Source organism: Vitiosangium sp. GDMCC 1.1324 (assembly GCF_003044305.1).
Classification (GTDB): Bacteria; Myxococcota; Myxococcia; order Myxococcales; family Myxococcaceae; genus Archangium.
Genome location: NZ_PZOX01000014.1, coordinates 239464 through 254414 on the forward strand (window position 1 = coordinate 239464; position 14951 = coordinate 254414).

The following is a 14951-nucleotide window of genomic DNA, read 5'->3' on the forward strand; positions in this document are numbered from 1 at the left end:
CGAGCAAGCGTCGCGGCCCGCACTTCCAGGAGGCTTCCCGGCGTTGCAGCGCATGGGGGTACGGCGCACGTTGTGCGCAAATGAGTACCCCCTTCCGTCACCGGACCGAGGCCGGTGAGATGCTGGCCCGGTTGCTCTCACACCTCGCCGGACGCGAGGACATCACCGTGCGCGCCCTCCCCCCCGGCGGTGTTCCCGTGGCCTTCGAGGTCGCCCGCGCGCTCGAGGCGCCGCTCGACCTGGCCGTGGTACAGCCCATCCTCCACACGATGGGAGCGCCCGGCCGGGAGGTGACGCTGGGGCTGCTGGGATACCCCGCGGCGATGCAGCTCCACGATGCCACGCTCAATGCGCTGAACCTCTCCGACGAAGCGCTCGATCACGCCATCGCCTGCGCCCGGCAACAGCTGCGGCAGAGGGTACGCGCCATGCGGCCGAGTGCGCCGGCACTTTCGGTCGAGGGCCGCACCGTGGTCGTCGTGGACGACGGCACGGCCGCGGGAGTGGCGCTCCGGCGAGCAGCGGGACTGCTGCGCAGGGCCGGAGCGCGGGCCCTGGTGGCCGCCGTGCCCGTGGGAGCCAAGGAGGGGCTGCGCCTGCTGGCCAGCGAGTTCGAGGAGGTCGTCTGCTGCTCCCGGCCCGAGCCCTTCGTCGCCGTGCCCGAATGGTACGAAAGCTATCCGGAGGTCACGGATGCGCAGGTGCGCGAGTTGCTGAGCCGAGCGTGGAACCGCGGCATGCCTCGAGAAACGAGCGAGGGCTGCAGGTAGAAGCTGCTCGCGTGATGTCGATGTTGGTGAGCAGGTTCTCGACTCGGCAAGCCACCACCCTGCGCGGCGTCCGTCCCAGATGTGGTGACTCCGGAAGGGTTGTTAACGTTCCGGCATGCCCGTCGGTGCGCCTGTCCTCCCGGGATACACAGTGACCGAAACGCTCCAGGAGGGAGCTTCGACCCTCGTCTACCGCGCGTTGAGGGAGCAGGATGGGCGGCCGGTCATCCTCAAGCTGCCCCGCGCCGAGCCCCCAGCCCTCCGAGAGCTCGAGCGACTGAAGAGTGAATACGAGATAGGGAAGAAGGTGGGGGGCCCGGCGGCGGTGAGGCCCTATTCCCTGGAGCGCAGCCGGGACCGGCTGGTCCTCGTCCTGGAAGACTTTGGCGGCCATTGCCTCTCGCGATTCCTCGGCGCTCCCATGGAGCCCGGGCGATTCCTCGAGCTTGCCATCCGAATCACCCAGGCCCTCGCCGAGGTCCATCGGCACGGCGTCGCGCACAGGGACCTCAAGCCCCAGAACATCCTCGTCCACCCCGGGACCGGCGAGGTGAAGCTCACCGACTTCGGGAGCGCCTCACTCCTTCCCCGGGAATACCAGGGGATGAGCAACCCTCGGCTCCTCGAAGGCACTCTCCCCTACCTGTCTCCCGAACAGACGGGAAGGATGAACCGGGCCGTCGACTATCGCAGTGACCTGTATTCGCTTGGAGTCACCTTCTTCGAGATGCTCACCGGCACCCTGCCCTTCCAGGCCAGCGATGCCCTGGGCTGGGTCCACTGCCATATCGCCCGGCCTCCGCCGAGTCCCTCCGACATCCTCCCCGCCGTTCCCGAGGCGCTCTCCCGGGTCGTCCTCAAGCTGCTGTCCAAGATGGCCGAGGAGCGCTACCAGAGCGCGCTCGGCCTGAAGTCCGATCTGGAGCGGTGTCTCGAGCAGTGGAAGGCGCATGGGTCCATCGTGTCCTTCCCGCTCGGTGCGCATGACGTCTCGGAACGTTTCCAGATTCCGCAGAAGCTCTACGGCCGCCAGGAGGAGGTCGCCACCCTGATGGGTGCCTTCGAGAGGGTCGTCTCCAGCGGGGCCCCCGAGCTCCTGCTCGTCTCCGGATACTCCGGCATCGGAAAGTCCTCGCTGGTGCGCGAGCTGCACAGGCCCATCGTGAGGGAGAGAGGGCTCTTTCTCTCGGGCAAGTTCGATCAGTTCAAGCGGGACACGCCCTACGCCACGCTCTCCCAGGCCTTCCATGAGCTCGTGCAGCAGCTCCTCACCGAGGATGAAGAGCAGATCTCAGGCTGGAAGCGGCGGATCCTGGGCGCCGTGGGGCTCAACGGGCAGCTCATCATCGATGTCGTTCCCCAGATGGAGCTCATCATCGGCAAGCAGCCACCCCCCCAGGAGCTGCCGCCACTCGAGGCACAGCACCGCTTCCACCGGGTCTTCCAGCAGTTCATGGGAGTGTTCACCCGCGAGGATCACCCGCTGGCCCTCTTCCTCGATGACCTCCAGTGGGCCGATGCCGCCAGCCTGCGACTGCTCCAATACCTCATCACCCACCCGGAGACCCGGCACCTCCTGGTGATTGGCGCCTACCGGGACAACGAGGTCAGTCCCTCCCATCCCTTGATGCTGACCCTGAGCAATATCCGTCAGGCGGGGGCGGTCGTGAACGAGCTCGTCCTCTCGCCGCTCTCCGTCGAGCACCTCAACCTGCTCGTGGCCGATACCCTGCACCAGGAGCCACGCCAGACCTGGCCGCTGGCCCGGCTCATCCACGAGAAGACGCAGGGAAACCCCTTCTTCGCCACCCAATTCCTGACGATGATCTATCAGGAGGGTCTGGTTGAGTTCGATCGGACGGCGGCAGCATGGCGATGGGATATCACGCATATCCAAGCCAAGAGCTATACAGACAACGTCGTCGCATTGCTGGTGGAGAGGCTGAAGCGCCTCCCGGTCTCGACCCGGAACGTGCTGATGCTCGCCGCCAGTGTCGGCGAGCGCATCGAGGCCTGGCTGCTCGCGGTGATTCGCGACAAGCCGGAGGAGGAGATCCACCAGGAGATGTGGGAAGCGGTCCGGGAAGGACTGATGCTGAGGACGGGGAATTCCTATCGATTCCTTCACGACCGGGTCCAGCAGGCGGCCTATTCTCTCATCCCCGACAACGAGCGAAGTGAGGTGCACCTGCGCAGCGGCCGCCTCCTGCTGGCCCACCTCTCGCCAGCGGAGGTCGAGGAGCGGGTTTTCGACGTGGCGGACCAGCTCAACCTCGGTGCCTCGGCCATCGTCTCCCCCGAGGAGAAGGAGAGGATGGCGGGCCTCAACCTCCTGGCTGGGAGGAAGGCCAAGGCATCCACCGCCTACCGCTCCGCCGTCAACTATCTATCCGCCGGAGTGACGCTGCTCACCGGGAGCTGCTGGGAGGACCAGTACACGCTGGCGTATGCGCTGCATGAGGAGCTGGCGGAGTGTCAGTTCTTCAGCGGCGGCACCGAGGAGGCGGAGCACCTGTTCAATCGGGTCATCGAACGGGCCAGGACGCGCGTCGACAAGGCCGCAGCCTATCGTGTCTTGATCGAGCTCCATGTCACGAAATCGGAGAACAAGAGAGCCGTCGATGTCGCCCTGGAATGCCTCGAGCTCCTCGGCATCCGCATGTCGCCCCACCCCAGCTGGAACGAGGTCGAGGTGGAATACGAGAAGGTCTGGGCGAGCCTGGGCGACCGTCGCATCGAGGAATTGATCGACCTCCCCCTCATGACGAACCTCGAGATACAGGCTGCCATGAGGGTGCTGTCGGCCCTGGTTGTGCCGGCCTTCAACACGGACTCCAACCTGTACCACCACCTCTTCTGCCACATGGTGAACCTCAGCCTCCGCCATGGCACCACCGACACCACGCCCCACGGCTATGTCTTGTTCGGCCTCATCCTCGGCCCCTCCTTCCACCGTTACCAGGACGCCTACCGCTTCGGGAGGCTGGCCTGCGAGCTCGTCGAAAAGCACCACTTCCTCGCCGTCAAAGCCCTCGTCCATATCCCCATGGCGCATATCGCCTGCTGGAGCCGGCCGCTCCCTGAGGCGCTCGACCATTTCAAGACCGCATTCCAGGTAGGCATCGAGACGGGCCACATCGCCCACTCCTGTTACGCCTGTCATCACATCGTCATGAACCTGCTCGTCCAGGGAGTCCCACTGAGCGAGGTCTACCGTGAGTCCGAGCTGCGGCTGGACTACGTGCGCAAGGCCAGATTCCAGGACATCTGCGACACCATCGTCAGCATTCAATGCTTCATCCGGAACATGCGAGGGCTCACCCGGACGTTCTCGACCTTCACCGACGAGAGGTTCTGCCAGGAGGAATTCGAGGCCCGGCTGACCGGGAACCGGATGACCATGATGGTCTGCCGGTACTACATCCTCAAGCTGCGGGCCCGCTTCATGTCCGGAGACTACGAGGAGGCCCTCGCGGCGGCGTCCCGAGCGAGGGAGCTCCTGTGGGCATCGAGAGGAATGCTCGATATCCATGCGTACCACTTTTATGCCGCGCTCACCCTGGCAGCCTGCCATGACAAGGTTCCACCCGATGAGCGTGCGAGTCACCTGGAGACGCTCGCCACCCATCAGCGGCAGCTCCAGGAATGGGCGGAGAGCTGCCCGGAGACCTTCTTCAACATCTCCGCGCTGGTTTCGGCGGAGATCGCCCGCCTCCTCGGGAGAGACCCGGAGGCCATGCGCCTGTACGAGGAGGCGATCCGGTCAGCGCGGGAGAACGGCATCGTCCAGAACGAGGGCCTCGCCTACGAGCTGGCCGCCCGGTTCTACCTCCAGCGGGGATATGAAGACTTCGCCCACACCTACTTCCGGAGAGCCCGGGCCTGCTACGAGCGCTGGGGGGCCGACGGAAAGGTCCGGCAGCTCGACGAGCGCTACCCGGATCTGGTGGAGCGACCCGTGAGCCCCGTGAGCGCCACGATCATGGCGCGCCCGGAGCAGTTGGATCTGCTCTCGGTGATGAAGGCCTCTCAGGCCATCTCCGGGGAGATCGTCCTGGTGCGGCTCCTGGAGACCCTGATGCGCGTCCTGCTCGAGCAGGCTGGCGCCCAGACGGGCTTGCTGATGCTGCGCCGAGGAGAGGAGCTGTCCACCAGCGCCGAGGCGTGGCTCGAAAGGGGGGAAGTGGTGGTCCGGCTCTTCCCTCCGACAGCCTCGGCCCGGGCTCCGCCCCAAGCCCTCATCAACTACGTGAAGCGGACCCGGGAGCGAGTCATCCTAGGGGATTCATCCGCCCCGGGGCTGTCTGGCTTGGACGACCCCGCCGCTTCGAGCAGATCCGCTCTGTGTCTGCCCATCTTGAGACAGGGCGAGATGGTGGCGCTCCTGTATCTGGAGAACGACCTGACGAGGAACGCCTTCTCCGCGGACCGGGTGGCGACACTCGAGCTCCTGGCATCCCAGGCCGCCATCTCCCTCGAGAATGCCAGGCTCTATTCCGAGCTCCATGCCAAGGGCCAGCTCCTCCAGTCCATCGTCTCCAGCATGGGCGAAGGCGTGACAGTGGCGGACGAGAACGGACGGCTCGTGCTCTTCAACCCGGCAGCGGAACAGATCGTGGGAATCGGTGTGACCGACGCGCCCCCCGGGCGATGGTCGGAGCGCTATGGCATCTACCTGCACGACCAGGTCACCCCCTATCCATCCGAGGAGCTGCCACTGGCCCGGGCCATCCGGGGTGAGGCCGTGGACAGGCAGGAGCTCTTCATGCGCCACCCCGCGAGACCGGCGGGAGCGTGGCTGCTCGTGACCGCCCGTCCACTCAAGGACAACCTCGGCGCCCTCCGAGGAGGAGTCGCCGTCATCAGCGACGTGACCGACATCAAGGAGGCGGAGGAGTCGCTCCGCAGGAGCCAGCGCCAGCTCCAGTCAATCATCGACAATACCCCCGCGCTCGTCTCCATCAAGGACTCCCAGGGGCGCTTCCTCCTGGTCAACCGGCGCTTCGAGCGCCTCTTCGGGGTCACGGCGGAACAGCTCATCGGCAAGAGCGACGAGGAGGTCTTCCCGAAGGAGCTGGCGGATGAATTCCGGGCCCATGACCTCGAAGTGCTCGAGGCTGGCAGGCCGTTGGAATGGGAGGAGGTGATGCCCCACGAGGACGGCCCACATACCTACCTCTCCATCAAGTTTCCCCTCGAGAACGCGGCCGAGGCCTCCTACGCGCTCTGCGGCGTCTCCACGGACATCACCGAGCGCAAGCGGATGGAAGTGGCGGAGCGCTTCCTGGCCGAAGCCAGCCGGGAGTTGGGGACGTCGCTCGACTATGAGACCACGTTCCAGCGCATCGCCGAGCTCGCCGTCCCCGAGCTGGCGGACCTGTGCATCGTCTTCGCGCTCCACGAGAGCGGGCAGCACCATCCGGTAGCGGTGGCCGATGTCCTCCCAGCTCGAGCCGGACGCGTGCGCGAGTTCCTCCAGAGCCATCCGCTGGACGCCAGCACCTCGACCGGCCCGCACCGGGTGATATGCACCGGCCAGCCGGAGACCTCCCCGGGAATGCCCGGGCTCCTGGGACAGCCCCTTCCGGAGGCGGCCCGGTGGAACGCACTGAGGGATCTGGAGGGGAAACCCTCCATCTGCGTGCCGCTCTGGGCGAGGGGGCGCTGCCTCGGCGTGCTGTCGCTGCTCTCCACGCAGTCGCGCCGTGGATATGGCCCAGCCGAGCTGGCACTGACGGAGGAGCTGGGGCGCCGAGCGGCGTTCGCCATCGACAATGCCCTGCTCTACCGCAAGGCCCAGGAGTCCATTCGCGTGAGGGACGAATTCCTGTCCATTGCCTCGCACGAACTCAAGACGCCCCTCACCTCCATGAAACTGCGCGCCCGGCAGATGGAGCTCGCCCTCGCGCGCCAACCCCTGGGGCCACAGCTCGGCGGCAAGGTCTCGAACATGCTCGAGACCTTCAGTGACCAGATACAGCGGTTGACGCAGCTGATTGAGCAGCTCCTCGATGTCTCCCGCATCAACACGGGACGGCTCGAGCTGTACCCGGAAGAGGTAGATCTCGCCGCCCTCGCGCGGGCGGTAGCGGACCGCCTCGCCGAGCAGTTCGAGAGAGCCGGTTGCATTCTCACACTGGAGCTCGAGTCCCCGGTGATTGGAGAGTGGGACAGGCTTCGCCTCGAGCAGGTCGTGATGAACCTGCTCACGAATGCCCTGAAGTATGGAGCCAGGCGCCCCATCCGGATGAAGGTGTGGAGCGAGGGAGAAAAGGCGCTGCTGCGGGTCGACGACCGAGGCATGGGCATCCCCAAGGAGGACCAGACGAGGATCTTCGAGCGTTTCGAGCGCGCTGCCTCGCACAACTACGGCGGGCTCGGCCTCGGGCTCTTCATTTCGCGGCAGATCGTCCAGGCGCACACCGGGCGAATCTGGGTGGAAAGCGAGCCCGGGAAGGGGACGGCGTTCTTCGTCGAGCTCCCGCGAAGCGCCAGCCAGAGGCAACAGGCGCCGCTGCCGAAGACGGCCTGGGATGCGTCCATGAGGAAATAGAGCGCAGGTCCAGGCTTCAGGCGACGAAGTCTTGCAAACGTGCGCTCGTCATCGGCATGGGCAAGCACCGGCTCCGCCACTGGCTCCACGACCGGCGCCCGCGCCAGCAGCACGGGGTGGGCATCCACCTCCGCTCAGGGTCACGCCCTTCCGCCTCCAGAGGATGCGGGTTTGTCGGACAGCTCCAGCGAGCGCCACAGGTACCAGCTCGCCACCGAGCGCCACGGACGCCAGCGCTCACCGTAGGCCAGCAGTTCCTTGGGGCGCGGCATCTCATCCAGGCCGTACGTGCGCATGAAGCCCTTGCGGATGCCGTAGTCGTCCACCGGCAGCACGTCTGGCCGGCCCAGCCGGAACATAAGCAACATCTCCACCGTCCACTGGCCGATGCCGCGCACCTTCGTGAGGTGCTCCACCAGCTCGGCGTCGCTCATGCGCCGCGCTCGGGCCAGCGTGGGCACCTCGCCCTCCAGCGCCTTCGCCGCCAGGTCTCGCAGCGCCGCCGTCTTGGCCCCGGACAGTCCCGCCTCGCGCAGGCTCTCCACCGGATGGGCGAGCACCGCCTCTGGAGTGAAGCGCCGCCCCGTGCCCACACGCTCGCAGACACGGCCAAATATGGTGGCCGCCGCCTTCCCCGTGAGCTGCTGGTAGACGATGGACTCCGCCAGCGCCAGGAAGGGGCTCTGAATCGAGTTGACCTTCATGCGGAAGGGGCCCACGCGCTTCATCAGCGCGCTGAGTGTCGGGTCCGCCTTCGTCAACACCCTGCGCGCCGCGGGAGTGAAACCCTCGGGCAGGAGGCTCTCGGAGGAAGGAGTGGAGTCGGTGGCGGGGAGGACACGAGCGGTCGCTGCGGGCATGGGCCCATCGTGCCACCGGCACGGGTCCCGCGCAGCCCCCGTGTCGAGGCGCCTCACTTCGACGGCACGGGCTTGAAGGCAACGCCGTCCAAGCCCAGGCGCGAGCAGGCGTCCACGAAACGCTCGGTGCAGACAATCACCTGAGAGAAGTCCTCCAGACGGAACAAGTCCAGGTCTCTCGGAAGGGTGGTGGCATCCAGCACGAGGTCATCGGGCAGCGGAACAAAATTCCGGCCACAGCGCGAACAGGAAGACGGTTGGCAATCGGGAGGCAGACAATCCCGGTGCAGTCGGCCCATGGGGAGGATTTCCAGATCGAACAACTCAGGCGCGTTGCGCTGGCGAAAGCGCAACTCGGCACGGCAACCCTTGAGTCCTCGCAGCCCCTCGGCCTGGAGGTTCTCCAGCGCCTCGCGCTGCACCATCAGCACCCAGGAGTAGTTCATGACGAGCGGCCCGAAGCGACCCTGCGCCTTGCCGACCGATGGGCCAAAATCCGTCCCGGGTCGCAAAATGGCCCCCGGAGGCAGCAGGGGACGTACCAGCTCGCACAGCCGTTCATACTCCTCGATGGGCTCGGGCCGGGCCGTCTCGAAATCAGCCAGGGCCGTCACCGGAGTCAAATCCACGCAGGGGTACGAGAAACCAGCCCCCCAGGTGGTCTTGCAAACAGGGCAGTCGCGGACACCCGGCAGCCCCCACTTGGGTGCGGCATCAACAAAGCCCGTGTAGCCCGCGGACCTGTCTTCCTCGATGACGAAGTATTTCATGCGTGTGCTCGCCACCTGACCGTTCAATCACAGAAGTAGGGCACGAGTGGCCCGTTCACGCCAAACCGCATCATCAACTCGCCCGCGAACCGCCACATGTCCTCAGCCTTGGCGGTAGTACGGTTCGTCCTCATGAACTGCCGCCACGCTTCATTCCACTGTCCACCCTGGGGCCCTCCACTGTGCAGCCATCGGTGGAAGCTCCTGGGCAGGCGGATGGTGAAGGCATGGATGTCGATGCCTTCGCGCGTGAACCATCTGGCCAGCACTGCCTCTTGAGGGAAGATGTGGTGCTTCTCGAAGGGCTCGCGCGGAGGGTTGAGGCACTGGTGGCGGTAGAGCCTGGGCGAGCTCAACTCCCGCGTCTTCCAGTTGTGCCAGGGGATTTCGAAGACGGGAGAAGCCGAGCGGGGTTCCCCGAGTGGGTGTCCCCACCAGCGGCTCGCGCCAGGCCCCTCCACCAGTGGCTCGGGGAGCATCGGCTCCGCCATGGGCTCCATGACCGGCGCCTGCGCCAGCAGCACGGGGTGGGCGTCCACATCCGCCACGTCCTGGCACCGCCAGACCGCGCAGCGCTCCTCGTCGCACAGCGGCACCACGCACGTCGGGTCCGCTCGAGCCTCGTCCCACGAGGCGGACACGACCTCGGGCGCCTCGGCCTCCTCGCGCACCTCGGGCGCGGCGGTGACACAGGCACTCAGCAGCACGCCGAGGAGCGCAAGTCCCATCCTGGAGCGCAAGAAGCTCATGCCGCCCATGCTACGAGCCGCCGCCTCGAACTTCACCGCTCCCGAGCCGTCTCCTCCCCCGGCTCAGCGGATCTTCTTCGACGGCAGGCCCTTCACGGCCGGGCCGTTGAGCACCTCGCCCGTCGGGCTGTAGCGCGATCCGTGGCATGGGCAGTCCCACGAGCGCTCGGCCTTGTTCCAGTGCACGTGGCACCCCAGGTGCGTGCACACCGGGCTCACCGCGTGCACCGCCCCGCTCTCCTCGCGGAAGACGGCCACCTTCTTCCCGTCCACCTCCAGGATGCGACCCTCCCCGGCTGGCACCTCGGACAGGTCGTGCCCGTCCGGCTTCGCCAACCGGTCCGCCACGAAGCGGAACGCCACCTCCGCGTTCTCCTGGATGAAGTCCATCGCTCCCGCTTTCGGCTTCACCCGCGTCGCATCGTAGAGCGCCGCGTACGGGTTCTGTCTCCCGAGAATCAGGTCCGTCAGAATCACCCCCGACAGCGTCCCGAACGTCATGCCCGTGCCCGAAAAGCCCGTGGCCACCCACACGTGTCTCGAGTTGCTGTTGCGCCCGATGTACGCCAGTCCGTCCGCCGGCTCGATGACCTGGCCGGACCAGCTGTACTCCACCCGCGTCACCGGGAAGCGCCGCCGCGTGTACTCCTCCAGTGCCTCGAAGTGGCGCTCCGTGTCCTCCTCCATCCCCACCTTGTGGTCCTCGCCCCCGACGATGACGTAGTCCACTCCCTCCACCCGCTGCGTACGGATGTAGTGATACGGCTGTTGGCTGTCGTAATAGAGCCCCGCCTCCATCGGCTTCTCGAGCGGCGCCGCCACCGCGTAGCTCCGGTAGGGGTACAGCTTCGTGTGCAGGAAGACGCGGTTGAGCGGAGTCGTGGTCGCCTCCACCACATCCCGGCAGGTGACGACACCCCTCGGGGTGTGCACCCGGCACGGCACCCCCTCGTACAGCTCCGTCACCTGCGTCTCCTCGAAGATGAAGCTGCCATCCCCCTGAATGCCCTCGGCGAGCGCCAGCAGGTATTCGCGTGGGTGGAACTGCGCCTGATCCTCCACGCGCAGCGCCAGCTTCACCGCGTAGGGCAGGGGCACCTCGTTCGTCAGCGAGCACATCAAGCCCGCCTGCCGGGCCGCGGCTGCTTCGCGCTCCAGCTCCTTCGCCTCGCGCTCCGTCTCCGCGTAGCGGAAGGCGGGCAGCCGCTGGAAGCCGCACGAGATGCGCAGCCGCTCCACCAGCCCGGCGATCTTCTCGATGGAAGCCCGGGTGGACTCGGCGGCCATCCGCGCTCCCTTCTCCCCGAAGTCCGAGGCCAGTGTGGAATAGGGTGTGTCCAGCAGCTCGGTGAGGTGTGCCGTGGTCTGCCCCGTCTGCCCCGTCAGCAGCCGGTGCATCTCCACCACCGCCACGCGCCTGCCCTCCTGCTTGAGCAGGTACGCCGTGGTGAGACCCGCGATTCCGCCACCCACCACCACCACGTCCACCTCGAGGTCCCCGTGCAACACCGGGTAGCGCCGCGCCGGGGCCGATACCGTCCACAACGACTTGTGCGTGCGCTCTTCCACCATGCTCAAAGGCTAAGAACTCGCCCGGGGGCTGGTAGGGCGAGCAGCCAGCCGTCCCCGCCCGCCTGCTTGTCCTCCATTGAAGCCTCGGGATGTGTACGAGCCAACAACCTGCGCCGGGGGGTGTTGGCGATGGGCTGCAGGTGTCGCACAACCCAGGGAAGCCTCGGCACCATTGAACCGCCACTCTCGCCCCGTCTCCCGAGGACCCCAGGAGCGTCGCGTCTTGCCATCCACCGCCGCCCTGCCGTCGCTGCCCGCGCCCGGCCCCGAGGCGCGACTCGCCTTCGCCGAGCTGCTGCTCGGGTGCGATGAGCCCCGGACGTGTGCCGAGGCCGCGGTGGCGTGGCTCGTCCAGCATGCCCGTGTGGAGCAGGTGCTGTGCCTCGCGCCCGACGAGTCGGACTCGCACTGCCTCGTGCCGCTGGCCTGGCATGGCCTGTCCGGCGCGGAGGGCTTCATGCTCGCCCTGCATGATCCGAAGCATCCGCTGGTGGAGGCGCTCCAGTGGAACGAGCCCCGTTGGTTCCATCCCGGACAGCTCCCGCCGGAGTTGCCGCTGTCGAGGACGGGCCTCTTCACCCTGTCGCTCGGCAAGGCCACCGCCGGGATACCGCCTCCCGGGCTGTTGATGGTGGGCTCGCCCGTCCCGGAGCTGTCCCCCGAGGCCCCGTGGCTCGCCGGACACCTGGGCATGCACCTGACGCGCCTGTACAAGGGCCACCAACTGGCGCGGCTCGAGGCGGCCTCCACCGAGCTGGCCGCCCGGGTGAACGCCGCCACCGAGGAGCTGGCCACACAGAACGAGCTGCTGCGCCGCCAGGCCATCCAGCTCGAGCAGGCGAGCGCCGCCAAGTCGCAGTTCCTCGCCAACATGTCCCACGAGCTGCGCACGCCGCTCAACGCCATCCTCGGCTACACCAACATGCTGTTGCAGGGCGTCAACGGTGAGCTCACCCCGCCCCAGCGCCGCAGTCTCAGCCGCATCGACTCCAACGGCCGCCACCTGTTGGAGATCATCAACGAGATTCTCGACATCACCCGCATCGAAGCGGGCCGGATGCCGCTGCACCTGTCCGAGTTCCGCCTCCCCGAGCTCATCCAGGAGGTCATGGCCGAGCTGGATCCCATCATCGTGCGCTCGAAGCTGGCGGTGAGCTCCTCGCTGGAGCCGAACCTGCCGCCGGTGCACAGCGATCGGCAGAAGGTGAAGCAGATTGTCGTCAACCTCCTGTCCAACGCCCTGAAGTTCACCCACGAGGGCTCGGTCAAGGTGCTCGCCTCGTACGAGGTCGCCACCGCCACGCTCCACATCTCCGTGGCGGACACCGGGATTGGCATCGATCCCATCCACCAGGAGAAAATCTGGGAGGACTTCCAGCAGGTGGACAGCTCGCCCACGCGCGCCTATGGAGGAACGGGCCTGGGTCTCTCCATCTGTCGGCGGCTGGCCGCCATGCTCGACGGGCGCATCTCGCTCAAGAGCGCCGCGGGCCAGGGCTCGACGTTCACACTGCACCTCCCACGACGCACGAGGCGGACATGAACAGTGCAGCTCGCAATGACACCTCGCCCCTCGTCCTGATCGTCGACGACTACCAGGATGCCCGGGAGATGTACGCGGAGTACCTCGAGTACTCGGGCTTCCGCGTGGCCGAGGCCCGCAATGGCCTGGAGGCCGTGGAGAAGGCCTTCGCGCTGCACCCCGCCGTCATCCTCATGGACCTGTCGCTGCCGGTGATGGATGGCTGGGAGGCCACCCGGCGCCTCAAGGGAGACCCACGCACACGCTCCATCCCCGTGGTGGCGCTCACCGGCCATGCGATGGACGGGCACTCGCGCGAGGCGCAGGAAGCCGGCTGCGATGCCTATGTCACCAAGCCGTGCCTGCCGGATGCGTTGGTGCGCGAGGTCGAGCGGGTGCTCGCGACCGTGTCCCCGGCGGCGTAGAGCGGACCTGCTACGACTCCGGGCGCCAGTTCCAGATGGCGGCGCGCCCGGTGTTCTCCGGCAGCAAGCAGCCATCCACCTTGTCGGAGCGCACGTACTTGGTGAGGAACTCCACGCGGGCCGTGCCACCCTCGCACCGCTCCATCCGCCAGATGGCGCCCTCGACCGGGTCCAGCGCTCCGTGAAAGCCACCGCCCTGGAGGCGCTCCAAGGCGGCATCGATGCGCAACGCGCCGCCCTGGTGGAGGAGCCCCGCGGTCACGAAGCCGCCCGGACGGACGCGGGCCGTCACTTCGTGCCAGGGGAGCCGCTCATGTCCGCGCATGAGATCGAAGCAGACGAAGGGCTCGTGCGTCAGCGCGTAGCGGGTGCCGTGCGCGAGGGCCAGCCACTCGCCGACGAGGCGCTCACCGGGTTGGAGCACGGAGAGGAAGCGCTCCGCGTTCGCGGCGACCCATCCGGCCCAGAGCCGCCGCGCGTCGTTGGGGGAGAACCTGGCCAGGCGCCCTTCCCGCCCCAGCGCGACGACCGAGTCCCCCAGGCGCGCGGCGGCCACGCAGGAGCCATCGAGCTTCTCGAGCACCACCACATGGTCCTGCGCATCGCGCGTCCGCTCGGTGCACCACCGCGTCAGCGCGGGCGAGAGGTGACGATCCGCGGGACCGGTGCGAGAGCCCGGGAGGTGCGGAATGGAGCCGTAGGCCTTGCCACCGAGTGGGCGGAATTCCGGATCGGACGGAGGATGCACCCGCGGAAGGGTAGCACCCCATGGGCCGGAAGCAGGACAGGGCCCCTCAGCGCCTCGCGGCCACCTTCTCCGCATCCGCGGCGATGGAGTCTGCCCAGGGAGGCAGCTTCGCCCAGCCCGCGGTGTATTCGGTGCGCGCATAGAGCTCGCCGCCCGCGCCGCGCGCGACAGTGAGCTGGCCGAGGCCCTTGTCCCCACGCCGGTACTCCACGCGGAACACCTCGTGCGGAGGACCTCCGGGAGGCTCCTCGCCTCGCCCGAGGAAGTCCGCCTGCGCGGGAGAGAGCAGCCAGACCCGCTCGTGCCACTTGCGCGCCGTCTCGTCCGGTGAGTCCGGTGCATCCCGGGGCACGAGCTCCATCGGACGCTGTGCCCGCAGTCGGACGAGGAAGGTGTGCGAGGCGTTCCCCGAGGTGACGGTGAGGACGTCGTACTCGCTGGACCCGAAAGCATGCAGCGTCCGGTCCACGAGCCGATAGGCGGCGTTCTCCAGGTCGGGCAGCAGCGAGGGCGCCAGGAGGAAGACGTTCCCGTCCGTCTCGCGCCGCAGATACGGGCTGCCCCAGCCAATCGAGGCGGCGGCCAGGGTGAAGGTGTGCTCCCCGCCGGACAGCGTCACCGCCAGCGTCCGGGGGCTGTCTTTCAATCCGACCTCGGAGAGCGTCTCCGCGTTCAGCACTCCCAGGCTTCGCATGGCCCGCAGCGGTGCGAAGCGGGTGAAGAGCTGCTCCGCCGTCTCGTTGGCGCGCAGCTCCCTCGGAGGCTTCGTCCCCAACCGCAGCCACAACGCGCCGTTCCCGGGCTCCTCGCGGAACAGCTCCACCTGGCCGGACGCGTCCTCGTAGCGCACGCGCTTCAATGCCTGCCTCGGCGCGTCCAGCACCACCACCTCGCCAGGAAGGCCCGCTGGCTCCCGCCGCCAGACGAAGAAGGCCGAGGCCAGTCCCGCCACGGCCAGTGCCGCCTGGAATGCCACGCCGCG

The 14951-nt window shown here is 67.5% G+C and carries 10 protein-coding genes; 4 read left to right on the forward strand and 6 right to left on the reverse strand.

The window, feature by feature from the left end:
- Window positions 1-80: 80 nt before the first annotated feature.
- Together DAT35_RS34765 and DAT35_RS34770 are read left to right on the forward strand one after the other, a co-directional pair.
- Complete coding sequence (locus DAT35_RS34765; RefSeq protein ID WP_108073357.1) at window positions 81-770, forward strand: phosphoribosyltransferase; 690 nt, start codon at window positions 81-83, stop codon at window positions 768-770.
- 151 nt (window positions 771-921) lie between these two features.
- Window positions 922-7323 (forward strand): AAA family ATPase, encoded by a 6402-nt coding sequence (locus tag DAT35_RS34770; protein WP_158502033.1) that lies wholly within the window; start codon window positions 922-924, stop codon window positions 7321-7323.
- 140 nt (window positions 7324-7463) lie between these two features.
- On the opposite strand, the gene DAT35_RS34775 is transcribed toward DAT35_RS34770, so the two are convergent.
- The 4 genes from DAT35_RS34775 to DAT35_RS34790 all read right to left on the reverse strand — a co-directional run bounded on the left by DAT35_RS34775 (window position 7464) and on the right by DAT35_RS34790 (window position 11274).
- Window positions 7464-8183, reverse strand: a complete 720-nt coding sequence (locus DAT35_RS34775; RefSeq protein ID WP_108073361.1) for a DNA-3-methyladenine glycosylase — start codon at window positions 8181-8183, stop codon at window positions 7464-7466.
- Between the two features lie 53 nt (window positions 8184-8236).
- Window positions 8237-8953 carry a double-CXXCG motif protein gene (locus DAT35_RS34780; RefSeq protein WP_108073363.1) on the reverse strand — a complete coding sequence of 239 codons (717 nt, stop codon included), beginning with the start codon at window positions 8951-8953 and terminating at the stop codon, window positions 8237-8239.
- A 23-nt stretch (window positions 8954-8976) separates the two neighbouring features.
- The gene (locus DAT35_RS34785; RefSeq protein ID WP_233261900.1) at window positions 8977-9702 is read right to left on the reverse strand and encodes a TIGR02269 family lipoprotein; all 726 of its coding nucleotides are present in this window, start codon (window positions 9700-9702) and stop codon (window positions 8977-8979) included.
- Between the two features lie 63 nt (window positions 9703-9765).
- On the reverse strand, window positions 9766-11274 hold the full coding sequence (locus DAT35_RS34790) for an FAD-dependent oxidoreductase (RefSeq protein ID WP_108073365.1): 1509 nt from the start codon (window positions 11272-11274) through the stop codon (window positions 9766-9768).
- A 223-nt stretch (window positions 11275-11497) separates the two neighbouring features.
- Between DAT35_RS34790 and DAT35_RS34795 the strand changes: the two genes are divergently transcribed.
- Complete coding sequence (locus DAT35_RS34795) at window positions 11498-12817, forward strand: HAMP domain-containing sensor histidine kinase (protein ID WP_108073367.1); 1320 nt, start codon at window positions 11498-11500, stop codon at window positions 12815-12817.
- Window positions 12814-13221, forward strand: a complete 408-nt coding sequence (locus tag DAT35_RS34800) for a response regulator (protein WP_108073368.1) — start codon at window positions 12814-12816, stop codon at window positions 13219-13221. The genes DAT35_RS34795 and DAT35_RS34800 overlap by 4 nt, the downstream gene beginning before the upstream one ends.
- Before the next feature lie 10 nt (window positions 13222-13231).
- On the opposite strand, the gene DAT35_RS34805 is transcribed toward DAT35_RS34800, so the two are convergent.
- Both DAT35_RS34805 and DAT35_RS34810 read right to left on the reverse strand, forming a co-directional pair.
- Window positions 13232-13969, reverse strand: coding sequence for an RNA ligase family protein (locus DAT35_RS34805; RefSeq protein ID WP_199243084.1), 738 nt, complete (start codon window positions 13967-13969; stop codon window positions 13232-13234).
- A 46-nt stretch (window positions 13970-14015) separates the two neighbouring features.
- A complete protein-coding gene (locus DAT35_RS34810) occupies window positions 14016-14945 on the reverse strand; it encodes a DUF4340 domain-containing protein (RefSeq protein WP_233261901.1) in 930 nt (309 codons plus the stop codon).
- Window positions 14946-14951: the final 6 nt, after the last annotated feature.